Origin of the sequence: Hyphomicrobium album, from assembly GCF_009708035.1 — a bacterium.
GTDB classification, from domain to species: Bacteria; Pseudomonadota; Alphaproteobacteria; order Rhizobiales; family Hyphomicrobiaceae; genus Hyphomicrobium_A; species Hyphomicrobium_A album.
Genome location: NZ_WMBQ01000001.1, coordinates 590601 through 613389, shown reverse-complemented (window position 1 = coordinate 613389; position 22789 = coordinate 590601). Strand labels below are relative to the sequence as shown.

25 protein-coding genes are annotated in these 22789 nt (G+C 65.5%); 13 read left to right on the top strand and 12 right to left on the bottom strand.

Going from position 1 to position 22789, the window contains the following annotated elements; all coding sequences use genetic code 11:
- Positions 1–246: a phosphoribosylformylglycinamidine synthase subunit PurS gene (gene purS / locus GIW81_RS02980; protein WP_154737850.1), complete on the bottom strand. Its 246-nt coding sequence runs from the start codon at positions 244–246 to the stop codon at positions 1–3.
- 78 nt (positions 247–324) lie between these two features.
- Complete coding sequence (gene purC, locus GIW81_RS02975; protein ID WP_154737849.1) at positions 325–1119, bottom strand: phosphoribosylaminoimidazolesuccinocarboxamide synthase; 795 nt, start codon at positions 1117–1119, stop codon at positions 325–327.
- Positions 1120–1467: 348 nt separating this feature from the next.
- Here purC and GIW81_RS02970 point away from each other — a divergent pair, with 348 nt between their 5' ends.
- Positions 1468–1791, top strand: a complete 324-nt coding sequence (locus tag GIW81_RS02970; RefSeq protein ID WP_154737848.1) for a DUF1476 domain-containing protein — start codon at positions 1468–1470, stop codon at positions 1789–1791.
- A 3-nt stretch (positions 1792–1794) separates the two neighbouring features.
- Here GIW81_RS02970 and GIW81_RS02965 read toward each other — a convergent pair whose 3' ends face one another.
- Complete coding sequence (locus GIW81_RS02965; protein ID WP_154737847.1) at positions 1795–2376, bottom strand: RBBP9/YdeN family alpha/beta hydrolase; 582 nt, start codon at positions 2374–2376, stop codon at positions 1795–1797.
- A gap of 102 nt (positions 2377–2478) precedes the next feature.
- Between GIW81_RS02965 and GIW81_RS02960 the strand changes: the two genes are divergently transcribed.
- Positions 2479–3285 (top strand): outer membrane protein, encoded by an 807-nt coding sequence (locus GIW81_RS02960; RefSeq protein ID WP_154737846.1) that lies wholly within the window; start codon positions 2479–2481, stop codon positions 3283–3285.
- Here GIW81_RS02960 and GIW81_RS02955 read toward each other — a convergent pair.
- Positions 3269–4348 (bottom strand): hypothetical protein, encoded by a 1080-nt coding sequence (locus GIW81_RS02955; protein ID WP_154737845.1) that lies wholly within the window; start codon positions 4346–4348, stop codon positions 3269–3271. The genes GIW81_RS02960 and GIW81_RS02955 overlap by 17 nt on opposite strands.
- Positions 4349–4439: 91 nt before the next feature.
- Positions 4440–5747, bottom strand: a complete 1308-nt coding sequence (purB, locus tag GIW81_RS02950) for an adenylosuccinate lyase (protein ID WP_154737844.1) — start codon at positions 5745–5747, stop codon at positions 4440–4442.
- 427 nt (positions 5748–6174) lie between these two features.
- Between purB and GIW81_RS02945 the strand changes: the two genes are divergently transcribed.
- Complete coding sequence (locus GIW81_RS02945; RefSeq protein WP_154737843.1) at positions 6175–6375, top strand: hypothetical protein; 201 nt, start codon at positions 6175–6177, stop codon at positions 6373–6375.
- A gap of 128 nt (positions 6376–6503) precedes the next feature.
- Here GIW81_RS02945 and GIW81_RS02940 read toward each other — a convergent pair whose 3' ends face one another.
- The 7 genes from GIW81_RS02940 to GIW81_RS02910 all read right to left on the bottom strand — a co-directional run bounded on the left by GIW81_RS02940 (position 6504) and on the right by GIW81_RS02910 (position 12332).
- Positions 6504–7628, bottom strand: a complete 1125-nt coding sequence (locus tag GIW81_RS02940; protein WP_154737842.1) for a branched-chain amino acid ABC transporter substrate-binding protein — start codon at positions 7626–7628, stop codon at positions 6504–6506.
- 78 nt (positions 7629–7706) lie between these two features.
- On the bottom strand, positions 7707–8078 hold the full coding sequence (locus GIW81_RS02935) for a DUF6867 family protein (RefSeq protein WP_154737841.1): 372 nt from the start codon (positions 8076–8078) through the stop codon (positions 7707–7709).
- Positions 8079–8095: 17 nt separating this feature from the next.
- Entirely contained in the window at positions 8096–8821 is a 726-nt protein-coding gene (locus tag GIW81_RS02930) for an ABC transporter ATP-binding protein (RefSeq protein ID WP_154737840.1), read from the bottom strand.
- The gene (locus GIW81_RS02925; protein ID WP_154737839.1) at positions 8818–9738 is read right to left on the bottom strand and encodes an ABC transporter ATP-binding protein; all 921 of its coding nucleotides are present in this window, start codon (positions 9736–9738) and stop codon (positions 8818–8820) included. Before GIW81_RS02925 ends, GIW81_RS02930 begins: the two co-directional genes overlap by 4 nt.
- Positions 9738–11141: a high-affinity branched-chain amino acid ABC transporter permease LivM gene (livM, locus tag GIW81_RS02920; protein WP_154737838.1), complete on the bottom strand. Its 1404-nt coding sequence runs from the start codon at positions 11139–11141 to the stop codon at positions 9738–9740. Before livM ends, GIW81_RS02925 begins: the two co-directional genes overlap by 1 nt.
- Positions 11142–11144: 3 nt before the next feature.
- Positions 11145–12059 (bottom strand): branched-chain amino acid ABC transporter permease, encoded by a 915-nt coding sequence (locus GIW81_RS02915; protein WP_154737837.1) that lies wholly within the window; start codon positions 12057–12059, stop codon positions 11145–11147.
- Between the two features lie 30 nt (positions 12060–12089).
- Complete coding sequence (locus tag GIW81_RS02910; protein WP_154737836.1) at positions 12090–12332, bottom strand: CDGSH iron-sulfur domain-containing protein; 243 nt, start codon at positions 12330–12332, stop codon at positions 12090–12092.
- Positions 12333–12624: 292 nt separating this feature from the next.
- Between GIW81_RS02910 and GIW81_RS02905 the strand changes: the two genes are divergently transcribed.
- From GIW81_RS02905 to GIW81_RS02860, 10 genes are all read left to right on the top strand, one after another.
- Entirely contained in the window at positions 12625–14049 is a 1425-nt protein-coding gene (locus GIW81_RS02905; RefSeq protein WP_154737835.1) for a carbohydrate porin, read from the top strand.
- 47 nt (positions 14050–14096) lie between these two features.
- Positions 14097–15029, top strand: coding sequence for a tRNA (adenosine(37)-N6)-dimethylallyltransferase MiaA (miaA, locus tag GIW81_RS02900; protein WP_154737834.1), 933 nt, complete (start codon positions 14097–14099; stop codon positions 15027–15029).
- An 84-nt stretch (positions 15030–15113) separates the two neighbouring features.
- A complete protein-coding gene (locus GIW81_RS02895) occupies positions 15114–16880 on the top strand; it encodes an acetolactate synthase 3 large subunit (RefSeq protein WP_154737833.1) in 1767 nt (588 codons plus the stop codon).
- Entirely contained in the window at positions 16880–17530 is a 651-nt protein-coding gene (locus tag GIW81_RS02890) for a hypothetical protein (protein ID WP_154737832.1), read from the top strand. The genes GIW81_RS02895 and GIW81_RS02890 overlap by 1 nt, the downstream gene beginning before the upstream one ends.
- Positions 17527–18081, top strand: coding sequence for an acetolactate synthase small subunit (ilvN, locus tag GIW81_RS02885; RefSeq protein ID WP_154737831.1), 555 nt, complete (start codon positions 17527–17529; stop codon positions 18079–18081). Before GIW81_RS02890 ends, ilvN begins: the two co-directional genes overlap by 4 nt.
- Positions 18082–18198: 117 nt before the next feature.
- On the top strand, positions 18199–19218 hold the full coding sequence (ilvC, locus tag GIW81_RS02880; RefSeq protein ID WP_154737830.1) for a ketol-acid reductoisomerase: 1020 nt from the start codon (positions 18199–18201) through the stop codon (positions 19216–19218).
- Between the two features lie 82 nt (positions 19219–19300).
- On the top strand, positions 19301–19525 hold the full coding sequence (locus GIW81_RS02875) for a hypothetical protein (protein ID WP_154737829.1): 225 nt from the start codon (positions 19301–19303) through the stop codon (positions 19523–19525).
- Positions 19526–20020: 495 nt separating this feature from the next.
- Positions 20021–20710, top strand: a complete 690-nt coding sequence (locus GIW81_RS02870; RefSeq protein ID WP_154737828.1) for an NUDIX hydrolase — start codon at positions 20021–20023, stop codon at positions 20708–20710.
- Positions 20711–20763: 53 nt separating this feature from the next.
- Positions 20764–21699: a PhzF family phenazine biosynthesis protein gene (locus GIW81_RS02865; protein WP_154737827.1), complete on the top strand. Its 936-nt coding sequence runs from the start codon at positions 20764–20766 to the stop codon at positions 21697–21699.
- Positions 21700–21859: 160 nt separating this feature from the next.
- Positions 21860–22684 carry a peptidase associated/transthyretin-like domain-containing protein gene (locus tag GIW81_RS02860; protein WP_210251898.1) on the top strand — a complete coding sequence of 275 codons (825 nt, stop codon included), beginning with the start codon at positions 21860–21862 and terminating at the stop codon, positions 22682–22684.
- The last annotated feature ends 105 nt before the right edge of the window (positions 22685–22789 follow it).

The window sequence follows — 22789 nt, the reverse complement described above, 5'->3', positions numbered from 1 at the left end:
TCAGGCGCGCTGCAACTCGTAGGCGTAGTTCTCGATCACGCTGTTGGCGAGCAGGTCCTTGCACATCCGCTCGACCGTCGCCTTGGCCGCGTCCTCGCTCGTCTCGGCGAGCTCGACCTCGATGTACTTGCCCTGGCGCACGTCGGCGACGCCGGTGATGCCGAGCGCCGAGAGCGCGTTCTGGATGGCCTTGCCCTGCGGGTCGAGCACGCCGTTCTTCAGGGTGATGCGGATGCGGGCTTTCATGTCTGTCCCAGGCAGCGGTCAATCGGCAGGAGGCAGTGGCACAACGAGAGCCAACTGCGGTTCCTGCCTATTGCCGCTTCAATTCGGCTTGCCGTTGGCAGTGGGGTTCGACGCAACCAGGATGGGACCGGTGCCCTTGGCCGGGCGGTTGCCGGTGAACACGCCGAGCCGGCGCGCGACCTCCTGATAGGCTTCGAGCAGACCGCCGAGATCCCGACGGAAGCGATCCTTGTCGAGCTTGTCTGATGTCGCGATGTCCCACAGACGGCAGCAATCGGGGCTGATCTCGTCGGCGAGCACGATGCGCATTACGTCGTTCTCCCACAGGCGGCCGAACTCGACCTTGAAGTCGACGAGGCGGATGCCGATGCCGAGGAAGAGGCCGACGAGGAAGTCGTTGATGCGTAGCGCCATCTGCATGATCTCGTCGATCTCCTGGGGCGTAGCCCAGCCGAACGCGGTGATGTGCTCTTCCGAGACCATCGGATCGTTTAGCGCGTCGTCCTTGTAGTAGAACTCGATGATCGAACGCGGCAGTTGCGCGCCTTCTTCGAGGCCGAGGCGCGTCGCCAGCGAGCCGGCGGCAACGTTGCGCACGACGACCTCGAGCGGGACGATCTCGACCTCGCGGATCAGCTGCTCGCGCATGTTGAGGCGGCGCATGAAGTGCGTCGGAACGCCGATCTCGCCGAGCCGCAAGAAGATGTATTCGGAGATGCGGTTGTTGAGCACGCCCTTGCCCTCGATGAGCGCGTGCTTCTTGGCGTTGAACGCGGTCGCGTCATCCTTGAAATGCTGGATGAGCGTGCCCGGCTCCGGGCCTTCGTACAGCACCTTGGCCTTGCCCTCGTAGATGCGCCGCCGCCTGTTCATGGAGCCTTTGTCCTTTGACTTGAAAATTACGTATTCTGCGAGGGTGAAGCCGACCTGGCAACAAGACCAAGTCGTTGAAACTCCGAATTGTTCTTGTCTTCAGGTGCCGCATTGGGAAGGTCGATTCAAAGGTCGGTCACCCACCCCCGACACTAGCCGAACCCATCCCTAGAAACAATCTTAAGGATCAGAAAGGTTCTTGGGTGTCGCTAACCCGCCGGAGGGGGTCATTGAACCCCGGAAGTGCCCGGGTTATGGCTCCCGCGGCCGCGGTTAAGGCGGTCGTCGATGCAACCTTTCGGCGCCTGCCGCGCGGCCTGCGGCGACACGTTCTGCTGGAGAGACGGAATGACCACTTTTGACGATCGCGAGAAGGGCTTTGAGAAGAAATTCGCTCTGGATCAAGACCTTAAGTTCCGCGCCGAGTCCCGGCGGAACAAGCTCCTGGCGGAGTGGGCGGCAGCCAAGCTCGGAATCACGGGCGATGCGCTGCCGGACTACGTCCGCTCGGTGGTCAAGGCCGACCTTGAGGAGAAGGGCGACGAGGACGTTTTCCGCAAGCTGCACAACGACTTCGCTGCGGCCGGCGTGACGGTATCGGACACCGAGATCCGCGCCGCCATGGGCGATCTCCTGGCCAAGGCGGTGGCCGATATCGAGGCGTCGCGCTGACGCCTAGCCCTTGAGTTCGCCGAGGAACTTGCCGAAGCGCAGGAGCCCGTCGGGCCACGGCCCGTGACCGGATTGGTCGGCTATGTGGCCGGCCTGCCCTACATCCACAAAATTCGCTCCCCAGGCGCGGGCAAACTCCTGCGCCCGCGCCTGGGAGCAATAGGGGTCGTCCGCCGCCGTAAGCACCAGCGCGGGGAAACCCAAGGGGGCGAGTGGCACCGGCGCGAAGCCAAAGCTGTCCTGCGGCCAGGTGTGCCCCTCATTCTCCGGCCAGCTCTGCGCATTGTCCACGTCGGCCGGCGCGACGAGGAAGGCTCCGGCAACGCGGCCCGCGGCCAGCTTCGACGTGGCGTAGGCGACGGCGATCACACCCAGACTGTGCGCGACGAGCACCGCCGGTCGGGTGGCGGCGTCCACCGCAGCGACGATGTTGGCGACCCACGCATCCTTTTGCGGCGCGTGCCAATCCTCCTGCACGACCCGCGCCGCGGATTTCAGATTGCGCTCCCAGCGGGACTGCCAGTGATCGGGACCGGAGTCGAGCCAGCCGGGGACGATGAGAATGTCGGCGTCTGCAGCTTTCATCGGGCCTCATGTAGGATCGGCAACTGTGCTTGGCATGCAGTATGTGGGATTCGCGACTCACCGTAGAAGTGCATAGGGCACTGAGCAAACGGTGGGGAACCTATGGACAACCCGCGCGCATCGCGCCGCCTGGCGCTGCTGATCGCCGCTGTCGTGGCGCTCGCTATCGCGGCGCCGGCGCAGGCGGACGGATGGCAGCCGGGCGAGTACGGCCGGTGGGTACCCGGCACGCCCATGACCGATGGGCAGAACGTCAGCGACTGGAGCGGCATTTACGTCGGCGGCAAGCTCGGCGGCATCTGGAGCGACGTGCACTGGGAACAGGATCTCAGCGGCTTCAATACGGGCGGCGCGGTGCCTCCCGGCACGCAGACGAATTTTGGCCCGAGCAGTTTCGCCGGCGGCGTCATCACCGGCGGCAACCTGCAGATGGGCAATTGGATATTCGGCGCCGAGTTCTCGTTCTCGGGAACCGGCCTGTCGGAATCGGTCGCGAGCCCGTTCTTTCCCGCAACCGACACGTTCACCACCGACATCGACTGGCTGATGACGGTCGAGGGCCGCATTGGCTACGCGTGGGATCGCGTGATGGTGTTCGGCAAGGGCGGCTGGGCCGGCGGCAATGCTACGTTGACAATGGCGACCACGCGTGTGGCGGGCGGCCTGGTCGCGACGGACGAGGAGTTCGTCGACGGCTGGACGATCGGCGGCGGCATCGAGTACGCGGCCTGGCCGAGCGTCATCCTCGGCGTCGAGTACGACTACACCTACTTGAGCCTCAGCACCTCGCCGGATTGCCCGCTGTGCGCTGCAGGCATTCCGATCACCGCGCCCGGCCAGGTGTCTGGCGGCGCCAACATCAACGCGGTGATGGCGCGCGCGAGCTACCTGTTCAAGCCCGAGGACTGACGGGCGGACCATCTTGCGCCAGCGCGCCTGAGCCGACGCCACCCCATTGCCCGAGTATGGTCATGGCGACCACCGTCGCCACGACGAGGTCGGTGCTGCCGAGCGGCGGAACCGCGAAGAAGTACGACTGCATGATCTCGGTCGCCACGACCACGGCGGTGAGCGTCAGGCCTATGATTGCCGCGGGTATGGGGCTCATCTGACCGGTGCGGGCGAACGAGCGCAGCGACAGCGCGCTCACCAGGACGACGAGCACGGCCAGCACGATGAAGCGGAGCGGGCCGGACGTCATGAGCGTGACGGCGCCGTCGGCGCTCAGTGTCGCGATCAGGCCAATGGGGAAGAGCAGCCAGGGCAGCAGCGAATAGCTGAGCAACGGCGTCCATATACACGTCGAGGCCACGGCTTCGGCGCCCCGCGCGGCCATCAACAGCCGGACAACGCCGCCCACCGTCAAGACGGCGATCGCGAGTCCGGCGAGGATGAGTTCAAAGGAGTATTCGCCGCTCCGGTACAACACCGCCATACCGGCGATGGTTCGCGGCAGCTCCGCCAGCGCCGGGGCGAGGAACATGATCCAGATACCGCTGCCGAGCCCGGCACGATCGATGATGTTGGCGAATGCGATGACCAACGCCGTGCCGGCCATCAGCGTGGCGATGGCGACGGCGCGAAACGTGGTGCCTGGCTCGGGGACCAGCGCCGTCACCTGCTCCAGCGCCGAGGCGATGCCTGCGCTTTGCACGAGCGCCATGACGAGCGCGAGGCCGACGGCCACGTAGCCATAACGGCGCTGATTGCGCGGCGCGGCGCGCTCCCAGGTGCGCAGCTCCGGCGCGGCCAGCTTGACGAGCTCGAGAAGGATGAGGGCGCTGATGAGCGGCATGATGCCGAGCGCGAGCACCGACACGCGCGCCGTCGCCGTTCCGCCACCCTCGTACAGGAGCCCGATCTTCTGTGTGTCGAGGCCGGGTAGCGGCAGTTGACAGCCGACGCAGTAGGCGAGCAGCACGAGGAGCGTGACGCCGAGGCGCCCGTAGAGGCCCCGATCAGGTGTATGCATGCGGCGTTCCCCCGTCCTCGCGTGATGACCTTAGCATCACTTGGAGGACGACGGCTCGGCAAGTGCTGTTCCGCTGGTTACAGGGCGGCGGCTAGGCCTTGCCGAACACGCGCTTGAAGATCGTGTCGACCTGCTTGAAGTGGTAGCCGAGGTCGAACATAGCCTCGAGCTCGGCCGGCTTCAGCTTCGCCGTCACGTCCTTGTCGGCCTTGAGCTCGGCGAGGAAGTCCTTGCCCTGTTCCCAAGTCTTCATGGCGTTTCGCTGCACCAGCGCGTAGGCGTCCTCGCGCGAGGCGCCGGCCTGGGTGAGCGCAAGCAGCACGCGCTGTGAATTATGCAGGCCGCCGAGCTTGTCGAGGTTCTTCTGCATGTTCTCGGGATAGACGACGAGCTTGTCGATGACGCCCGTGAGGCGCGCCAGCGCGAAGTCGAGCGTGACGGTGGCGTCCGGCCCGATCATGCGCTCCACCGAGGAGTGCGAGATGTCGCGCTCGTGCCAGAGGGCGACATTCTCCATCGCCGGGATCGAATAGGCGCGGACCATGCGGGCAAGGCCGGTGAGGTTCTCGCTCAATACGGGATTGCGCTTGTGCGGCATGGCCGAGGAGCCCTTCTGGCCGGCGGAGAAGAACTCCTCCGCTTCCAACACCTCGGTGCGCTGCAGGTGGCGGATCTCGGTGGCGAGGCGCTCGATCGACGAGGCGACGACGGCCAGCGTGGCGAAATACATCGCGTGCCGGTCGCGGGGGATGACCTGCGTCGAGATCGGCTCCGGCTCGAGGCCCATCTTCTCGGCGACATAAACTTCGACGCGCGGGTCGATGTTGGCGAAGGTGCCGACGGCGCCCGATAGCGCACAGGTTGCCACCTCCCTGCGTGCCGCGACGATCCGCTGCTTGGCGCGGTCGAACTCGGCATAGGCGTAGGCGAGCTTCAAGCCGAAGGTCACCGGTTCGGCGTGGATGCCGTGGCTGCGGCCGATGGTCGGCGTCGTCTTGTGCTCGAAGGCGCGGCGCTTCAGCGCGGCCAGCAAGTGATCCAGATCAATGATCAAAAGGTCGGCGGCGCGCACGAGTTGCACGTTGAGGCAGGTATCGAGCACGTCGGAGGACGTCATGCCCTGGTGCACGAAGCGCGCCTCGGGGCCGACGATCTCGGCGAGGTGAGTGAGGAAAGCGATGACGTCGTGCTTGGTCTCGCGCTCGATGGCGTCGATGCGGGCGATGTCGAACTTGGCGTTGCGGCCCTTGTCCCAGATCTTTTTCGCCGCGTGATGCGGGATGACGCCGAGCTCGGCCATGGCGGAGGCGGCGTGCGCCTCGATCTCGAACCAGATGCGGAACCGCGTTTCGGGGTCCCAGATCGAAGTCATCTCGGGACGGCTGTAGCGCGGAATCATTGGGCGGCCTCGCGGAAGGGAAGGGGTGGCCTAGCAGACGCGGGCCATGTGCTTCAATTGCTGTCGGGAACAATGTTGCGAACGCCAATACTTGGTTGGTTCATTCGGGCGTAGTGAAAACGCAGAAAAAGTCCACACCGGCGTGTTTTCGCTGCAACGCACAATAGTCATTTGACGTCGAAATAGATGGCTCCACCTTCCAATCAAGATGTCGCCACAATTATTACAGGATTACGCTGCGCTGCATCAGTCGTGACTGTGGACAGATTGTCACGTTATCCAATGATATCGATGCTCTACTCTTGAAATAGCAGGAGTGAAACGAAAAGTTACTTAGAGAAAGCCAATTGAGTCTTATACCTCCACGTCGACGCCTGGGGTCACCGGGCGCCTCAAACAACAGGAAACACGAGGGCAAAAGCCGATTATGTCTTCCCAAATGCAAGGAGAGATTGCCCAGCTCAATATCGAGTTGGAGCAGACCGACGACCCCCGCGAGGGCTACGCTAAGGTTCAGGCCAAGATCCGTAGCTATCGCCAGGCGGGAACACGGGTGCCGGACGATCTCGCGCTGATCGAGAAGCGACTGGTTGCCGAGTGCATGGCCGCTTCGCAGGGCCGCGACTGACATTCACTTCAGCCGTCCCCCGGGTAGACCCAATTGCGGGCGCCGGGCGGCTCACGACTACCCCGACATGAATCGGCGGCGCGCGCTTGAGGGCACGCACCGCCGCAATTGTTTCCGGAGGCCGGCCGTCAGTTCTGCACGTAGGTGATGCGGCCGTCCGGCTGCTTGATCCACGTGTACATGACGTAGGCGACCTGCTTGATGTCGCCCTTGTCGTCGAACGCGATGTCGCCGATGACGGTGTTGAACACGACGCCGGTGCGCATGTAGGCGGCGACCGTCTTCGGATCCGTCGATTTCGTCGCCTCGATCGCCTGTTTCAGGATCTGCACTGCGGCGTAGCTGTAGAGCGTATAGGCCTCGGGCTTGTACTTGCGCGCCTCGAACCGGTCGATGATCTCCTTCGCCTCCGGGCGCTTCTGCGGATCGGGACCGAAGGTCATGAGCGTGCCCTCGGCGCCAGGCCCGGCGATGGCGGCGAACTCGTCGCTGGCGATGCCGTCGCCCGACATGAACACGGCATTGAGGCCCTGGTCGCGCATCTGCCGCAGCACCAGGCCGCCAGCGGTATGCACGCCGCCCCAGTAGAGCACCTCGACGCCGGCGTTCTTGAGCTTCGAGACCAGCGCGGTGAAGTCCTTCTCACCGGCGCCGACACCCTCGTAGAGGATCTCGGTGACGCCACCGTTGTTCATCGCCTTCTTGGTCTCGTCGGCGAGGCCCTTTCCGTAGGTCGTCTTGTCGTGGACGATGGCGACCTTCTTGTCCTTCAAGTTGTCGGCGATGTACTTGCCGGCGACGCCGCCCTGCTGGTCGTCGCGACCGCAGGTGCGGAACACGTTCCACAGCTTGCGCTCGGTGATCATCGGGTTCGTGGACGACGGCGTGATCATCAGGATGCCGTTGTCGACGTAGACTTCCGACGCCGGCATGGAGACGCCGGAGTTGAAGTGGCCGACGACGAAGCGCACGCCCTCGCCGAGGAAGTTGTTGGCGACGGATACGCCCTGGCGCGGATCGGCGGCGTCGTCGCCGACCGTCAGCTCGATCTGCTGGCCGTTGATGCCGCCCGCTGCGTTGATGTCGGCGACGGCCTGCTCGACACCGTTCTTCAACTGCGCGCCGAACGCGGCGTCGGTACCGGTCATGGGGCCCGCGACGCCCATCTTCAACCGTTCAGGACCGCTGTCGCAGCCGGTGAATAGGGCGGCGAATGCGATCGCCAATGCGGCGTAAACGGCTGCTGATTTCATGAGGTCCTCTTGAGATCACGACGGGCGCCTGACGCGCCGCGGAGACGGCGCGCATGTTCGTCCGAATTGGCTGAAATGTCATCCCCGCGGGTAGCTAGGCAACTCCTGGCGCCGGCGCCACCACAGCACACCGACGCGTTCGTAGGCCCATGGGTATTGCTCCACCATCTGGCGCACTCGGGTGATGCGATAGCCCCAGGCGCAGGCGGTGGCGACGACGATGTAATCGATGATGAAATTTCCCAGTGAAAGCAATGGCTCCTGAAACAGAGCGTAGTGGAAGAAGCGGACGGCGAAGGTGATCAGCAGGGCGGCGCCGAAAATCTGCCACGGTGGTCGCCAGGTCGAGGCAATGGCGCCCCCGGTGGCGCGCGCGGCCGATCCACCCATCAGCACCGTGACGAGGAAGAAGATCCAAAGGCCGTTGCTGCCGGTTTCGTAGATGCCCATGCTTCGGTCCCTGGCTCCTAGTGCCGCCCGCCTTCGAGGTACGCGGCGCGTACCTCGGGGCTCGCCAGAAGCTCTTGCCCGGTGCCACTCAGCGTGATCGCGCCATTGACCATGACATAGGCGCGGTGGGCAAGGCGCAGGGCGTGGAAGGCATTTTGCTCGACGAGGAACACGGTGAGGCCCTCGCGCGCATTGAGGTCGGCGATCACCTCGAAAATCTGCTTCACCACCAGCGGCGCCAGCCCGAGCGAGGGCTCGTCCAGAAGCAGCAGCTTCGGCCGGCTCATGATCGCCCGGCCGATAGCCAGCATCTGTTGCTCGCCACCCGAGAGCGTTCCGCCGCGCTGGTGCAGGCGTTCGCGCAGGCGCGGGAAGATCGCGGTCACGTGCGCGAGCTCGCGCTCGTAGTCGCGGTTGCCGGCGAACTCGGCGCCCATGCGCAGGTTCTCCTCCACCGTCATGCGCCCGAAGATGCGGCGTCCCTCGGGCGACTGGGCGAGACCGAGGCGGGCGATCTCGTGCGTCGGCATATCGGTGATGTCGCGGCCGTCGAAATGGATGCGGCCGTCGCGCGCGCGCGGGTTGCCGAAGATGGTCATCATCAGCGTCGACTTGCCGGCGCCGTTGGCGCCGATGAGCGTCACGATCTGGCCGGCAGGGACGTCGAGGCTCACGCCGTGCAGGGCGGTGATGTTGCCATAGCAGGCGGTGATCCCCTGCAGCGAGAGCAATGGAGTGTTCATAGGCCGACCTCCGCCTCGACGCGGGCGACGTCCTTGTCCTCGACGCCGAGGTAGGCGGCGATGACGCGCGGGTCGTTCCTCACGCTCTCGGGCGTACCGTCGGAGATGCGTATGCCGTACTCCAGCACGACGACGTGGTCGGAGACCTGCATCACCACAGACATGTCGTGCTCGATCAGCACGATCGACGTCGCGTGCTCGTCGCGAATGCCGCGCAACAGGCCGGTCAGCGCCGCGCTTTCGCGCGGGTTGAGGCCCGCGGCGGGCTCATCGAGGCACAAGAGCACCGGAGCGGTGCACATGGCGCGCGCGATCTCGAGGCGCCGCTGGTCGCCATAGGGCAGCGCGCCGGCCGCGTCGTCGGCGCGGCTCGTCAGGCCGATACGGTCGAGCCAGTAGCGGGCAACGTCGACCGCCGCCTTTTCCGCCTGCGCGTAGCTGGGCGCGCCGATGAGACCGAGCAGCGACCATCCCGACGCCCGCATCAGCGGATTGTGCTGGGCGATGATGAGGTTCTCCAGAACGGTCATGCCGGGGAACAGACGGATGTTCTGGAAGGTGCGGGCGACACGCGCGCGCCGCGCAATCTCGAAGTCCGGCATGCGCTCGAGCAGGAACAGCCCGTCGCTGCCCATGCGGTCGTCGCGGCACACGTAGCGGCGGCTCGAGGCGGTGAGGTCGGCGACGGCTTGCGCATCGATGGGACTGCCGGTCGACAGCGCCATCAGGCCGCTGGTCGGTTTGTAAAAGCCGGTGATGCAGTTGAAGACGGTCGTCTTGCCGGCGCCGTTGGGGCCGATGAGCGCGGTGATGTCGCCGCGGCCGACGGAGAAGGAGAGATCGCGCACGGCGACGAGCCCGCCGAAACGCATCGTCAGGCCCTCGACGACGAGCAGCGGGTCGCGCAACCAGCGCATCAGCCGTGCCCTTCCTTGACGTGCGCGCCCGAGACGGCCTTCGCCTCGTTGAGCGCGATCGACGGCTCGCGCGAGGCGATGAGGCCACGCGGCCGCCAGATCATCATAACGACCATGGCGAGACCGAAGATGAGCATGCGGTATTGGCCGGGATCGAAGTCGGGGCCGAAGATCGACTTCAGCCAGTCGAGCTCGCGCAGAAGCTCGATGCCGCCGATCACGGCGACCGCGGCGACGGCCACGCCAAACAGCGAGCCCATGCCGCCGAGCACGACGATGGCGAGGATCGTCGCCGACTCCATGAACTCGAACGAGCGCGGGTTGACGAAGCCCTGGCGCGCGCCGAAGAAGGCCCCCGCAAGCCCGCCGAACATGGCGCCCATGGCGAACGCCGTGAGCTTGGTGTTGACCGTGTTGATGCCGAGCGAGCGGCAGGCGATCTCGTCCTCGCGCAGCGCTTCCCAGGCCCGGCCGATCGGCAGCCGCCGCATCCGCTGGGTGACGAAGGCGACGAGCAACGCCAGCGCCAAGATCACGTAATAGAGGAAGATCGACCGGTGCACGGTGGGTGAGCCGGGCAGATGGAAGATGTCGGCGAAGGTCGTCTCGCCGGTGCGCGAGGTGAAGGGCAAGCCGAAGAAGGTGATGCGGGGTGTCTGGATGCCGACGTTGCCGTTGGTGAGCTGCACCCAGTTGATGAGGACGAGGCGGATGATCTCGCCGAACGCCAAGGTGACGATGGCGAGGTAGTCGCCGCGCAGCCGCAGCACCGGGAAGCCCAGCATCGTCCCCCAGAACGCCGCGAGGATGCCGGCGATGGGGAGGCAGATCCAAAACGCCCACGGCCCGAGGACGGGAACCGTGGCTGGTATCACGTACGCCGCGATGATCGCGTAGGCGTAGGCGCCGACCGCATAGAAGGCGACGTAGCCGAGGTCGAGGAGGCCGGCGAGGCCGACGACGATGTTCAGCCCCCAGGCGAGCATCACGTAGATGAGGATCTGCACGCCGAAGTTATCGATCCACTTCACCGCGCCGCCCTGGCCGGTGAACAGGAGCGCCAGAAAGGGGAACATGAGCAGCAGGCCGAGGCCGGCGCGCGGCAGCCAGGCCTTGTGGTGCTCGGACAGATCGAGCGGCGGGAACAGGACGCGCCTGGCACGCTTCGGGTGGGCGTAGAGCCGCCACAGCAACCGCCCGGCGAAGACGAGGGCGACGGTGATCGCGACGAGCAGCGGCCGCGCATCGATCACCGTCTGGTGCGAGATGTCTTGATCGGTGCGGAAGAAGATGAGCGGGAAGCATAGACCGAGGGTGACGAGCGCCCAGATGGCCGCGTCCTTGACGGCGTCCTGCACCGAGATCGATGCGGGCGGCAGCCCGCCCTGGCTGCCTGCGCTCATCGGTTAGACTTTCTCGACATCCGGACGGCCGAGGAGACCGGACGGCATGAAGATGAGGACGACGGCGAGGATCGAGAAGGCGGCGACGTCTTTATAGTCGATGGAGAAGTAGGCCGACCACATGGTCTCGATCAGGCCGATGAGCAGGCCGCCGATGACGGCGCCCGGTAGCGAGCCGATGCCGCCGAGCACGGCGGCGGTGAAGGCTTTGACGCCCGGCGTGAAACCGTCGCTGAAGTTCACCACTCCGTAGTAGCTCATGAACATCACGCCGGCGACCGCGGCGAGCGCGCCGCCGATGACGAAGGTGAGCGACACGGTGCGGTTGACGTCGATGCCGATCAGCGCCGCCATGCGGCGGTCCTGCTCGCAGGCGCGTTGCGCCCGGCCGAGCTTGGTCTTCTGCACCAGCGCCCAGAAGGCAATGAGCAGCACGCCCGTCACGACGAAGATGAGGAACTGCTTTTCCGAGATCGTGACCGTGCCGACGCCGACGGGAATGGTGATGACGTCGTTGAGCATCGGCGGCACCGGCTTGTTGCGCGGGCCCTGCGCCACCTGCACGAAGTTCGACAGGAAGATCGACATGCCGATCGCCGAGATGAGCGGCGCCAGGCGGAACGATCCGGCGAGCGGCCGGTAGGCGATGCGCTCGATCACCCAGCTCCACAGAGCGGTGAGCGCCATGCCGAGCACCAGCACGATCACCAGCGCCAGCCCGATCGCGGTGACGCCGAGGATCTGCGTGAGGATGAGAAAGAGGATGAGAGCAATAAAGGCCGACACCATGAACACGTCGCCGTGGGCGAAGTTCACCATGCCGATGATGCCGAACACCATCGTGTAACCGATGGCGATGAGGCCATAGATGGAGCCGAGTGTGACGCCGTTGACCAGCTGCTGAAGAAAATAATCCATGGGTCCCCCGGTCGCCGTGCCGTCTGCACGTTAGAGCAAAAGATGCGATCCGTCGCAGAAAGGCTCGTCGTCGGTCTGTTTGCAGCCACAGATGTTGAAGGTGCCGGTGTGGTCGACGACGAAGCGTAGCGGCTCGATGCCGGTGCCCGCGTGGGTACCGTCGCAGAACGGCTGCTTCTGCGAGCGGCCACAGCGGCAATAGAAATACGGCTTACCTTCGGTGAGCTCGACTTGGTAGGGACCCGCCTGGGCGACGATCGCCTCTTCTGCCATGCACACTTCTCCTTCCCACCCCGTTTCCGAGCTAGATGGCTAACGGCTTCGCTCCGGCGCGACAAGCCCGTTTGCCTGATGCAGGCCGCCTAGCCGGCCCCGAATCGGGATTGCTGCCTTCGGGAGCGAAAGTGTCACCGCTGCATCATCTGCAAATGCGAGTAGCCGAGAGAGCGGGCAGCCTGCTGCACATGCAGGCAACCGCAAGTCGAATCGTGCGAATTCTCGGCCGGTCCGGCCGCCAGCAGTGCTGGCAGGTGGATGGCGAAAATGGGGGATCGGATAGGGGACGATGGCTCGCGAGCGGCGTGGCGTCGTTGCGAAGCTAAGTGCATCCGCCGGCTTGCCGCCCGGCCGGTGCGCTCTTGTGTGCGCGCTGCTCGTCCTCGCTGGGGCGCCGGCGGTCGCGCAAACCATCGAGCAGGAAGGCGACCGGATCCCTGGGCTGCCGGAGACCTCTATTGCCGTCAATTTTCCGCCCGAGTTCCGTGACCCTGGAGGCGTGCGCGCCGCGCTCGCCGGCCGCGGTGTGACCTACGCCATCAACTACATCGGCGACGTGCTCGGCAATCCGGTCGGCGGCTTCGAGCAGGGCACGCGCTATATCGGGCGGCTAGACCTCGAGCTGTCCGTCGACCTCGAGAAGGCGATCGGCTGGAAGGGGCTAACGTTCTTCACCAACGCCTATCAGATCCACGGGGAGAGCATCACGGCGGAGAACCTCGGGGTGCTGATGCCCGCGAGCTTCATCGAAGCCATGCCCTCGACCCGCTTGTTCGAACTCTATCTGCAGCAAAGTCTCCTCGACGATCATCTCACTTTCCGCTTTGGGCAGATCTCGGCAGATTCCGAGTTCGCGATCAGCGAGGCGACTGCGGCGCTGCTCAACGGCACGTGGGGTTGGCCGTCGATCCTCGGCATCAACTTGCCCGATGGCGGTCCCTCCTATCCACTCGCCGCGCCGGGCGCGCGGGTTGCTTTCAATCCGAACGACAACCTCGGCTTTCTCGTCGGCGTCTTCAGCGATGATCCCGCCGGCAATTGTCCGGACGGTGAGCTCCCGCAGGAATGCAACCCCGACGGCCTCCTGTTCCCGTTCACCAAGCCGCTGCTGCTTTATGAAGCGTACGTCAAATACAATCAGGGCGAGGGAGAACTGGTCGGCACGCTGAAGCTCGGCGCCTGGCGCGACTTCGGCAATCACGTTCCGGCCAACGTCGGCAACAACGGCCTGCCGATCGGCCTCGTCGGAGTGCCCGACCTGCCCGCCGACAAGAACTACGGCTACTACGCGATCTGGGATCAGATGATCTATCGCGTGCCGGGGAAGGGCGATCCGCGCGGCATAACTCTCTTCGGCACCTACATTTGGGCGCCTCCCGAGGGCAACCTCATTCAGCACTACTTCGAGGCGGGCGCTGCAATCAACGGCCTGCTCGATGCGCGGCCCGCCGACATCTTCAGCGTCGGCTTTGCCTACACCGGCGTCTCCTCGCAGGTCATCGACTACTACAAGGATGCGGGCTTTCCGGTGATTCCGAGCTTCGAGGGCCTCTTCGAGGCGAGCTACACCGCGGAGATCATGAAGGGGTTCTACCTGCAGCCCGACTTCCAGTATTTCTGGAACCCCGGTGGCAATTCGGGCGATCCCGAGGATCCGACCATTCGCATCCCAAATGCAGCGGTCTTCGGGCTGCGCACGACGATCAACTATTAGCCGGGCGGGCGATGGCAGCGACGCGCCCGGTGCGCTAGTGCTCTGCCATGAGCGACATGCGTCCCATTCTCATTGCCGGCCCCACCGCCAGCGGCAAGTCCGGCTTGGCGCTGCGGCTCGCCGAGCACTTTGGCGGCGTCGTCATCAATGCCGACTCCATGCAGGTCTATCGGGAGCTCCGCATCCTGACCGCGCGTCCATCGGCGGCGGAGGAGGCGCGCGCGCCGCACGCGCTCTATGGGCACGTGCCGGGATGCGAAAGCTACTCGGCCGGCCGCTATGCAGCGGACGTAACGCTGGCACTCGACGAGGCGCGCCGGGCGGAGCGGCGGCCGATCATCGTCGGCGGCACCGGTCTCTATTTCAAGACGCTGACGGAGGGGCTGTCGCCGATCCCGGCGGTCCCCGATGACGTCCGTGCGCATTGGCGCAGCGAGGCGGCGCGGCAGGGACCGATGAAGTTGCACGCGGTGCTCGCCGCACGCGACCGGGAGATGGCCGAGCGCTTGCAGCCCACCGATACGCAGCGCGTGGTGCGGGCGCTGGAGGTGCTCGAGGCGACGGGGGCATCACTTGCCGAGTGGCAGCGCCAGCCGCGCCAGCCGATCCTCGACCTCAACGACACGATCCCGCTTTCGGTCTCGATCGACCGCGATGTGCTGGCCGAGCGCATCGACAAGCGGTTCGCCCAGATGGTGAAGGAGGGCGCGTTCGATGAGGTGCTACAACTCAAGGCACTGAACCTCGATCCGACCTTGCCGGTGATGCTGGCGCTCGGGGTGGGGCCGCTCATGCGCCATCTCGCCGGCGAACTGACGCTTGAGGACGCGATCGAGATGGGGGCGGCGGAGACCCGCCAGTACGCCAAACGCCAGCGAACATGGCTCCGGGGCAATATGATTGCGTGGCTTGAAGTATCTACGCAAGAAATGGAAACATCAGCCGCCAATTTCGCATCTTTTATTCAATCTGCACGTTGACCCGCTAGCCTCGGCGCCATAGGTTCCGCCGCAACAATTGCGGCCCGGCGGCCTCGCTGCCGGGCTGATCCTGTGGAGTGGGCAATGGCACGAACGATGACGGGCGCCGAAATGGTGCTCGCGGCACTCAACGACCAAGGCGTCGAGCATATCTTCGGCTATCCGGGCGGCGCCGTGTTGCCGATCTATGACGAACTGCATCAGCAGGACAAGATCAAGCACGTCCTGGTGCGCCAAGAGGGCGGCGCGTTGCACGCGGCTGAAGGCTATGCACGCTCGACCGGCAAGGTTGGCGTGGCGCTCGTCACCTCGGGCCCCGGCGCCACCAATTCGGTGACGGGCCTTACCGACGCGCTGATGGACTCCATTCCGCTGGTCTGCATCACCGGGCAGGTGCCGACGCACTTGATCGGCAATGACGCGTTCCAGGAGTGCGACACGGTCGGCATCACGCGTCCCTGCACCAAGCACAACTGGCTGGTGAAGAACGTCAACGACCTGGCGCGCATCCTCCACGAGGCGTTCTACATCGCCAAGGCGGGCCGTCCCGGTCCGGTGGTCGTGGACATCCCGAAGGACATACAGTTCGCCACCGGCAACTACGTCGGTCCCTCGAACATCGCTCACAAGACATACAAGCCGCGGGTGAAGCCGGACCAGAATGCCGTGCGCGAAGCCGTCGAGCTGATGACCCGCGCCAAACGTCCGCTCTTCTACACGGGCGGCGGAGTGATCAATTCCGGGCCGAAGGCGAGCCAGATCCTGCGCGAGCTGGTCCGTCTCTCCGGGTTCCCGATCACCTCGACGCTGATGGGCCTCGGCGCCTATCCGGCGTCCGACAAGCAGTGGCTCGGCATGCTCGGCATGCACGGGACGTATGAAGCAAACTTCGCCATGCACGATTGCGACGTGATGATCGCCGTGGGCGCGCGCTTCGACGACCGCATCACCGGCCGTATCGACGCCTTCTCGCCCGGCTCGCAAAAGATCCAGATCGACATCGATCCCTCGTCGATCAACAAGAACGTCAAGGTCGACATCCCCATCGTCGGCGACGTCGCCTACGCGCTGGAAGACATGCTGCGCATCTGGAAGTCGAAAGCGCCGCAGCTCGACAAGGCCGCGCACAAATCGTGGTGGAAGCAGATCGAGCAGTGGCGGAGCAAGAAGTCGCTCAGCTACAAGAAATCGCGCGACGTGATCATGCCGCAGTACGCCGTCGAGCGGCTCTACGAGCTGACCAAGAACCGCGACACCTACATCACCACCGAGGTCGGCCAGCATCAGATGTGGGCCGCGCAGTTCTACCACTTCGAGGAGCCGAACCGCTGGATGACCTCCGGCGGCCTCGGCACCATGGGCTACGGCTTGCCGGCGGCCATTGGCGCCCAGCTCGCCCACCCGAAGTCGCTCGTCATCGACATCGCCGGCGACGCGTCGATCCTGATGAACATCCAGGAGGCATCGACGGCGGTGCAGTACGAGCTGCCGGTGAAGGTGTTCATCCTCAACAACCAGTACATGGGCATGGTGCGCCAGTGGCAGCAGCTCTTGCACGGCAACCGCCTGTCGCACAGCTATACTGAAAGCCTGCCCGACTTCGTGAAGCTCGCCGAGGCCTACGGCTGGACCGGCATGCGCTGCGAGGACCCGGCTGAGCTCGACGACGCGATCACGGAGATGATCAACACCAAGGGACCGGTCATCTTCGACTGCCGTGTGGCCACGCTCGCCAACTGCTTCCCGATGATCCCGTCGGGCAAGGCGCACAACGAGATGCTGCTCGGCGAGGACATCTCCGACGAGGAGGTCGAGAAGGCGATCGGCGAAGAGGGTAAGGTGCTGGTCTGATGGCAGGCGCTGGCGGCGAGGCTTGGCAGCGGACGGCGCGCCCGACGTTTCGACGCGGCGTGCGCGCGTGTGCGCTCGCCGTTGTCGGCATCGTCGGCATGGGCCACGTCTGCGCCGCCGCCGAGCCCGACTGGGATCAGGCGGCGAACATCAAGGACGCTGCAATGCGGCTCGCGCAGATCCAGCGCACGCAGGGCGCGACCAAGGCGTTCCAATTCATCGACGCCTGCTACCGCACGCATCGGCTGTCCTCGACGTACACCAAGGCGTTCGAGGCTTGCATCGCACAGGACTACCTCGAGACGCAGATCCTGACGCTGATCTACGGCCGGCTGTCGCCAGATACTTTGAAGCGCATGGGGGCGCCCACCCCGCAGGTTCTGACGTCCACCATGCTGCAGCGCGTCGGCTCGAGCTTCGCTCAGTACAACGTCTCCAAGGAGCGCGTCGCCGAGTTCAAGAAGAACATCGACGAGCACGGCTTCCCGCTGTTCTTCAAGACGCTGTTTCCCGACGCCAAGATGCCCGTGCCGAACCTCGGGCCGGGCACGGGCGACAAGCTCCCGGTAGAACCGCCGCCCGCGGCGAAGCCCGACGACCCACCTGCCGACAACAAGAGCCCGGAACAGAAGAGCCCGGAAACGCCATGAGCACCGTCAAACCGCTTTCCAAGAGCCACTACGTCGGCCCCGGCGCCGCCCAGGCGGTCGTCTCGCGCACCCTGTCGGTCATCGTCGACAACGAGCCGGGCGTGCTCGCCCGGGTCATCGGCCTCTTCTCTGGTCGCGGCTACAACATCGACTCGCTGACGGTGACCGAGACCGAGCACGAGAAGCACATCTCGCGCATCACCATCGTCACCCGCGGGACGCCCGACGTCATCGAGCAGATCAAGCATCAGCTCGAGCGCTTGATCCCCGTACACCGGGTGCGCGATCTGACCGTCGAGGGCGTTGCCCTGGAGCGGGAGCTTGCCCTGATCAAGGTCGCCGGCAAGGGCGAGAAGCGCATCGAGGCCCTGCGGATCGCCGAGATTTTCCGGGCCAAGGTGGTCGACACCTCCACCGAGCACTTCGTGTTCGAGGTCACCGGCAAACCCTCCAAGCTGGAGGAGTTCATCCAGATCATGACCGAGCTCGGCCTTGTCGAAGTGTCGCGCACCGGTATCGCCGCCATTGGCCGCGGGGCCTCGAGCGGCTAAAGGAGCAGCCAGAATTCACTGCCGGCCCGACGACGAGGGCCGGTCCCGCCCATCCGCCGCTGCACCCTGCAGCGCCGTAACCGCACACAACTTCGAGCGAGAAGCACAGAGGAAGCCATGCGCGTTTATTACGATCGTGATGCCGACATCAATCTCATCAAGGGCAAGAAAGTCGCGATCGTCGGCTACGGCTCTCAGGGCCGCGCGCACGCGCTGAACCTGAAGGATTCGGGCGTCAAGGAGATCCGCGTCGCTCTCAGGCCCGGGTCGACGACCGCGAAAAAGGTCGAGGCCGACGGCCTGCAGGCGCTCTCGGTGGCCGAGGCCGCCAAGTGGGCCGACCTGATGATGATGGCGACCCCGGACGAGCTGCAGGCCGACATCTACAAGGCCGAGATCGCCGATAACATTCGCGACGGCGCCGCGATCGCCTTCGCGCACGGCCTCAATGTCCATTTCGGCCTGATCGAGCCGAAGAAGACCGTCGACGTCATCATGATCGCGCCGAAGGGCCCGGGCCACACCGTGCGCGGCGAGTACCAGAAGGGCGGCGGCGTGCCGTGCCTCATCGCCGTCCACCACGACGCCACCGGCAACGCCCATGACCTCGCGCTGTCCTATGCCTCGGGCGTCGGCGGCGGCCGCTCGGGCATCATCGAGACCAATTTCCGCGAGGAATGCGAGACGGATCTCTTCGGCGAGCAGGCCGTGCTGTGCGGCGGTCTTGTCGAGCTGATCCGCGCCGGCTTCGAGACGCTGGTGGAGGCCGGCTATGCGCCCGAGATGGCCTACTTCGAGTGCCTCCACGAGGTGAAGCTGATCGTCGACCTGATCTACCAGGGCGGCATCGCCAACATGAACTACTCGATCTCCAACACGGCCGAGTGGGGCGAGTACGTCACCGGCCCGCGCATCATCACGCCGCAGACCAAGGCCGAGATGAAGAAGGTGTTGCACGACATTCAGTCGGGCAAGTTCACCTCCGAATGGATGCAGGAGTACAAGGGCGGCGCGGCACGCTTCAAGGCATCTCGCCGCCTGGCCGACGAGCATCCCATCGAGGAGATCGGCGCCAAGCTGCGCGACATGATGCCGTGGATCAAGGCCGGCGCCCTCGTCGACAAGTCGCGCAACTGAGGCGCGGCTGCAACCAAAGCGCTTCCCGGCTGAAGCATACTGATGGTCCCCCGCGTGTGGGGGCCATCAGGGAGTATCAGCCATGTTGCGCATTCTGACGTCCATCGCGATCGCCGCCGTGCTGGCGGCCGCCCCGCTGACGCTGACAGCCGGCAGCGCCGATGCCGCCTCGGCCACCAAGATCTGCAAGCACAAGACGGCGAGCGGCAAGATCAAGACTTGGCGCTGCGGCAAGGATCAGCCCTGCTGCTCCGCCGAGATGATCAACTACTATACGTGCGGTTCGAAGACGTTCGGCTGCCTCTAAGGCAGAAAGCCAGAAGGCCCGCACAGCCACTTTGGGGAGGTAGCTTGGGCTACAGCCGCGCGAGCCTTCCAGGCGGTAGCTCCGGTGGCGGCAAGCCGGCCCATCAGAGCACGCAAAGAAACGGACGGCGGAGAAGCGGGGACCTCCACCGTCCGCTCCAGCGGCATCACGGTAATGACGCCGCCGGATTTCAAACTCGGGCACCCGCACGTGCGGTTTGCGGGTGCGCTTCGACACTGGACGGCGTGGCTCACACGGGTGAGCGAACGCAGCCTGGCCGTTTGAATTTCGATTGTGCAAGGTGCATGCAAAGTCCCCCTCGGCACCCCCTTGCCTTCGCACCTCGAATTCACTCCCTCATCGTGGAACGAGCGTGGTGCGTTCACGGCGAAACTAAGATTTCATATCCGCAACGCAGCGTGAGCAGCGTATTTCAGACGCGAAGGCGGCAGGATAGCGATGGCGTTGCAACCGTCTTCAGGCGAGACGCTGTGTGTGCGCACTAAAAGTTGCGTGCTGCGCGCGACCGATTGGGAATGGCCGTTGGCGCAGGCACACGCCGCCGAGATCGAGGCCGACTGGCGGCGCCGCCACGCCCAGATCCCGGCCATGTTCAATGGCGTGACCTACCTGACGTGCAGCCACACCCTTGATGGGGGCGCCTTCGCCGCCACCTTGTTCAAGTCGGATTTCAGGACGCTGCTCTATTGGCGCGCCCGTCCCGACGCGGAGCGCGAGCCGGTGCGCGAGACGTTCGGCTGCTCCCTCATCCGCTCGGCCGAAGGCTACCTCCTCATGGGTCAGCAGGGGCCTGGGCAACTCAACTCGGGGCGCATCTATCCGCCGGGCGGCCTGATCGATGGCGACGACGTGCGCGACGGCGTCATCGACATCGACGCCAGCATCGCGCGCGAGCTCGGCGAGGAGACAGGCCTGAGCGCCGCGGAGCTTGAGCGCGTGCCGGGGTACCTGCTGGTGTTCACCGGCTTGAAGATTGCGATCGCCATCGGGTGGCGCAGCGCCTTGCCTGCCGTGGAGCTGAGAGAGCGCATCCTGGGGTTCGTGCGCAGCCAAGCGGAGCCCGAGCTTGCCGACATCGTCACGGTCGCCAGCCACGCCGATATCGACGAGGTGCGCATGCCGCCCCACGCGCTGGCCTTCGCCCGTACTGTTTTGTCTGCTTGACCCCAGGGGATAATTGGGCAGAGTGCGCCGGCCTCAACGGGAAATTGCATCGCATGGCGTTACCGCTGTACACGCTCGACGTCTTCACGGATCGCCGCTTCACCGGCAACCCGCTCGCCGTCGTGCTCGACGCGGACGATCTCAGCACCGAGCAGATGCAAGCCATCGGCCGCGAGCTGAACCTGTCGGAAACAGTCTTCGTGCTGAAGCCGCAGAACCCGGCGCACTCGGCGCGGGTGCGCATCTTCACGCCCGAGCGCGAGCTTCCCTTCGCCGGCCACCCCACCATCGGCACGGCGATCCTGCTGGCACAGCTGCGCACCACGCCGGTCAACGGCGAGCAGGACGCCATCATCGTGCTCGAGCAGTCGATCGGCACCGTGCGCGTCGGCGTGCGGCTGCGGGCAGGACAGGCGCCGTTTGCCGAGTTCGACGCGCCGAAGCTGCCCGAAAACGGTGCCGCGCCTCCGTCGCGCGATCGCATCGCCGATGCGCTGGGTCTGCTGCCGCGCGAGATCGGCTTCGAGAACCACACGCCGCAATGCCTCACGGCTGGCAACACGTTCGTATTCGTCCCGGTGCCGACGCTCGAAGCAATCGCGCGGGCGCGCATCGAGCCCGGGCAGTGGGCCAGCGTGTTTCCCGGCCCGACCTTCGGCGGCGTCTACCTCTATACGCGCGAGTGCGTGCACAACGGCGCGTCGTTCCACGCCCGGATGTTCGCGCCGCAGCTCGGCGTACCGGAGGACCCGGCGACCGGCTCGGCGGCGGTCTGCTTCGCCGGGCTGGTGCACGATTTCGACGGACTCAAGGACGGGGCGCATCGCCGCGTCATCGAGCAGGGACATGAGATGGGACGCCCGAGCTCCATCGCGCTGACCCTGATCGTCGCCGGCGGCAAGCTGGAGACCGTCCGCATCGGCGGCAGCGCCGTGCGGGTCATCGACGGAACGCTGGCGACCGAGCCGCGGCCAACCTGCTGGAAATAGTCCGGTCGGCTCCTCCGCGCGTCCTGCTTTAGGCCAATGCTCTGGCGTGCGCGCCGGATTGTGCCGCCTCGCGCCGTTATAGTCGCAATGATCGCCGATCACGGAGGGGATATTGGGACTGACAAGGCAACGCCATCACGTTGACGATCACGATCTCGGCTTGCCGCACGATCTTGGCGTGCTGATCGAGCGGCGGCGTGCGCTCGCCTGGCTCGGCGCCACCGGCGTCGCCGCGCTGGTCGGCGCCTGTGGCGATCCGATCTTCGGGCGGGCCGAGGCCGAGGTCGTCGGCACGGCGGCGGATGGAAGCCAGTGCGTCGTCCATCCGCGCGAGACGGCCGGACCCTATCCGGCCGACGGCTCGAACCGGGCGCACGGAACCCTGGCCAACGTTCTCGACAAGAGCGGCATCGTGCGCGCCGACATGCGTCCTAGCCTCGTGGCGGGACAGCCGGTCGCCGCCGGCACGCCGCTCGAGCTGACGCTGAAGCTCGTCGACGTCGGCCGCGGCTGTGCGCCGCTCGGCGGTCACGCGATCTACCTCTGGCACTGCGATGCCGGGGGCCGCTATTCGATCTACGACCTGCCCGAGGCGAGCTACCTGCGCGCGGTCGGCGTGACGAACGACGCGGGCACGGTCACGTTCACGACCGTCTTCCCCGGCTGCTATCGCGGCCGCTTCCCCCATATGCACTTCGAGGTCTATCCGAGCCTCGCCAAGGCGACGACCTATGAGAACCGGATCCTGACGTCGCAATTGGCCATGCCGGAAGCGACCTGCCATGCGGTCTATGGAGGCTCAGGCGCCTACACCGAGAGCGTCGCCAACTTCGCGGACTCGCCGCTGTCGCGCGACGGCATCTTCGCCGACAACACGCCCTTGCAGCTCGCCGCCCAGACCCCGGCGCTGACGGGCGATGTCGCGAGCGGCTATCGGGGCAGCGTGGTGATCGGGGTCAAGGGCCGCAACGCCGCCCCGACCTGATTTCGCCTCAGCGGGCTAGGTCATACTCATAGCTCGCGCTACCGTTCCCCGTAATTGGGAGCGCGCTCATCCGTTGCCCCTGCCGCAACAAGCCTGAGGACCCGG

Bases quoted from the DNA above. Each gene is read 5' to 3' on its own strand.
- purS (WP_154737850.1), bottom strand. From the start codon at position 246: ATGAAAGCCCGCATCCGCATCACCCTGAAGAACGGCGTGCTCGACCCG.
- purC (WP_154737849.1), bottom strand. From the start codon at position 1,119: ATGAACAGGCGGCGGCGCATCTACGAGGGCAAGGCCAAGGTGCTGTAC.
- GIW81_RS02970 (WP_154737848.1), top strand. From the start codon at position 1,468: ATGACCACTTTTGACGATCGCGAGAAGGGCTTTGAGAAGAAATTCGCT.
- GIW81_RS02965 (WP_154737847.1), bottom strand. From the start codon at position 2,376: ATGAAAGCTGCAGACGCCGACATTCTCATCGTCCCCGGCTGGCTCGAC.
- GIW81_RS02960 (WP_154737846.1), top strand. From the start codon at position 2,479: ATGGACAACCCGCGCGCATCGCGCCGCCTGGCGCTGCTGATCGCCGCT.
- GIW81_RS02955 (WP_154737845.1), bottom strand. From the start codon at position 4,348: ATGCATACACCTGATCGGGGCCTCTACGGGCGCCTCGGCGTCACGCTC.
- purB (WP_154737844.1), bottom strand. From the start codon at position 5,747: ATGATTCCGCGCTACAGCCGTCCCGAGATGACTTCGATCTGGGACCCC.
- GIW81_RS02945 (WP_154737843.1), top strand. From the start codon at position 6,175: ATGTCTTCCCAAATGCAAGGAGAGATTGCCCAGCTCAATATCGAGTTG.
- GIW81_RS02940 (WP_154737842.1), bottom strand. From the start codon at position 7,628: ATGAAATCAGCAGCCGTTTACGCCGCATTGGCGATCGCATTCGCCGCC.
- GIW81_RS02935 (WP_154737841.1), bottom strand. From the start codon at position 8,078: ATGGGCATCTACGAAACCGGCAGCAACGGCCTTTGGATCTTCTTCCTC.
- GIW81_RS02930 (WP_154737840.1), bottom strand. From the start codon at position 8,821: ATGAACACTCCATTGCTCTCGCTGCAGGGGATCACCGCCTGCTATGGC.
- GIW81_RS02925 (WP_154737839.1), bottom strand. From the start codon at position 9,738: ATGCGCTGGTTGCGCGACCCGCTGCTCGTCGTCGAGGGCCTGACGATG.
- livM (WP_154737838.1), bottom strand. From the start codon at position 11,141: ATGAGCGCAGGCAGCCAGGGCGGGCTGCCGCCCGCATCGATCTCGGTG.
- GIW81_RS02915 (WP_154737837.1), bottom strand. From the start codon at position 12,059: ATGGATTATTTTCTTCAGCAGCTGGTCAACGGCGTCACACTCGGCTCC.
- GIW81_RS02910 (WP_154737836.1), bottom strand. From the start codon at position 12,332: ATGGCAGAAGAGGCGATCGTCGCCCAGGCGGGTCCCTACCAAGTCGAG.
- GIW81_RS02905 (WP_154737835.1), top strand. From the start codon at position 12,625: ATGGCTCGCGAGCGGCGTGGCGTCGTTGCGAAGCTAAGTGCATCCGCC.
- miaA (WP_154737834.1), top strand. From the start codon at position 14,097: ATGAGCGACATGCGTCCCATTCTCATTGCCGGCCCCACCGCCAGCGGC.
- GIW81_RS02895 (WP_154737833.1), top strand. From the start codon at position 15,114: ATGGCACGAACGATGACGGGCGCCGAAATGGTGCTCGCGGCACTCAAC.
- GIW81_RS02890 (WP_154737832.1), top strand. From the start codon at position 16,880: ATGGCAGGCGCTGGCGGCGAGGCTTGGCAGCGGACGGCGCGCCCGACG.
- ilvN (WP_154737831.1), top strand. From the start codon at position 17,527: ATGAGCACCGTCAAACCGCTTTCCAAGAGCCACTACGTCGGCCCCGGC.
- ilvC (WP_154737830.1), top strand. From the start codon at position 18,199: ATGCGCGTTTATTACGATCGTGATGCCGACATCAATCTCATCAAGGGC.
- GIW81_RS02875 (WP_154737829.1), top strand. From the start codon at position 19,301: ATGTTGCGCATTCTGACGTCCATCGCGATCGCCGCCGTGCTGGCGGCC.
- GIW81_RS02865 (WP_154737827.1), top strand. From the start codon at position 20,764: ATGGCGTTACCGCTGTACACGCTCGACGTCTTCACGGATCGCCGCTTC.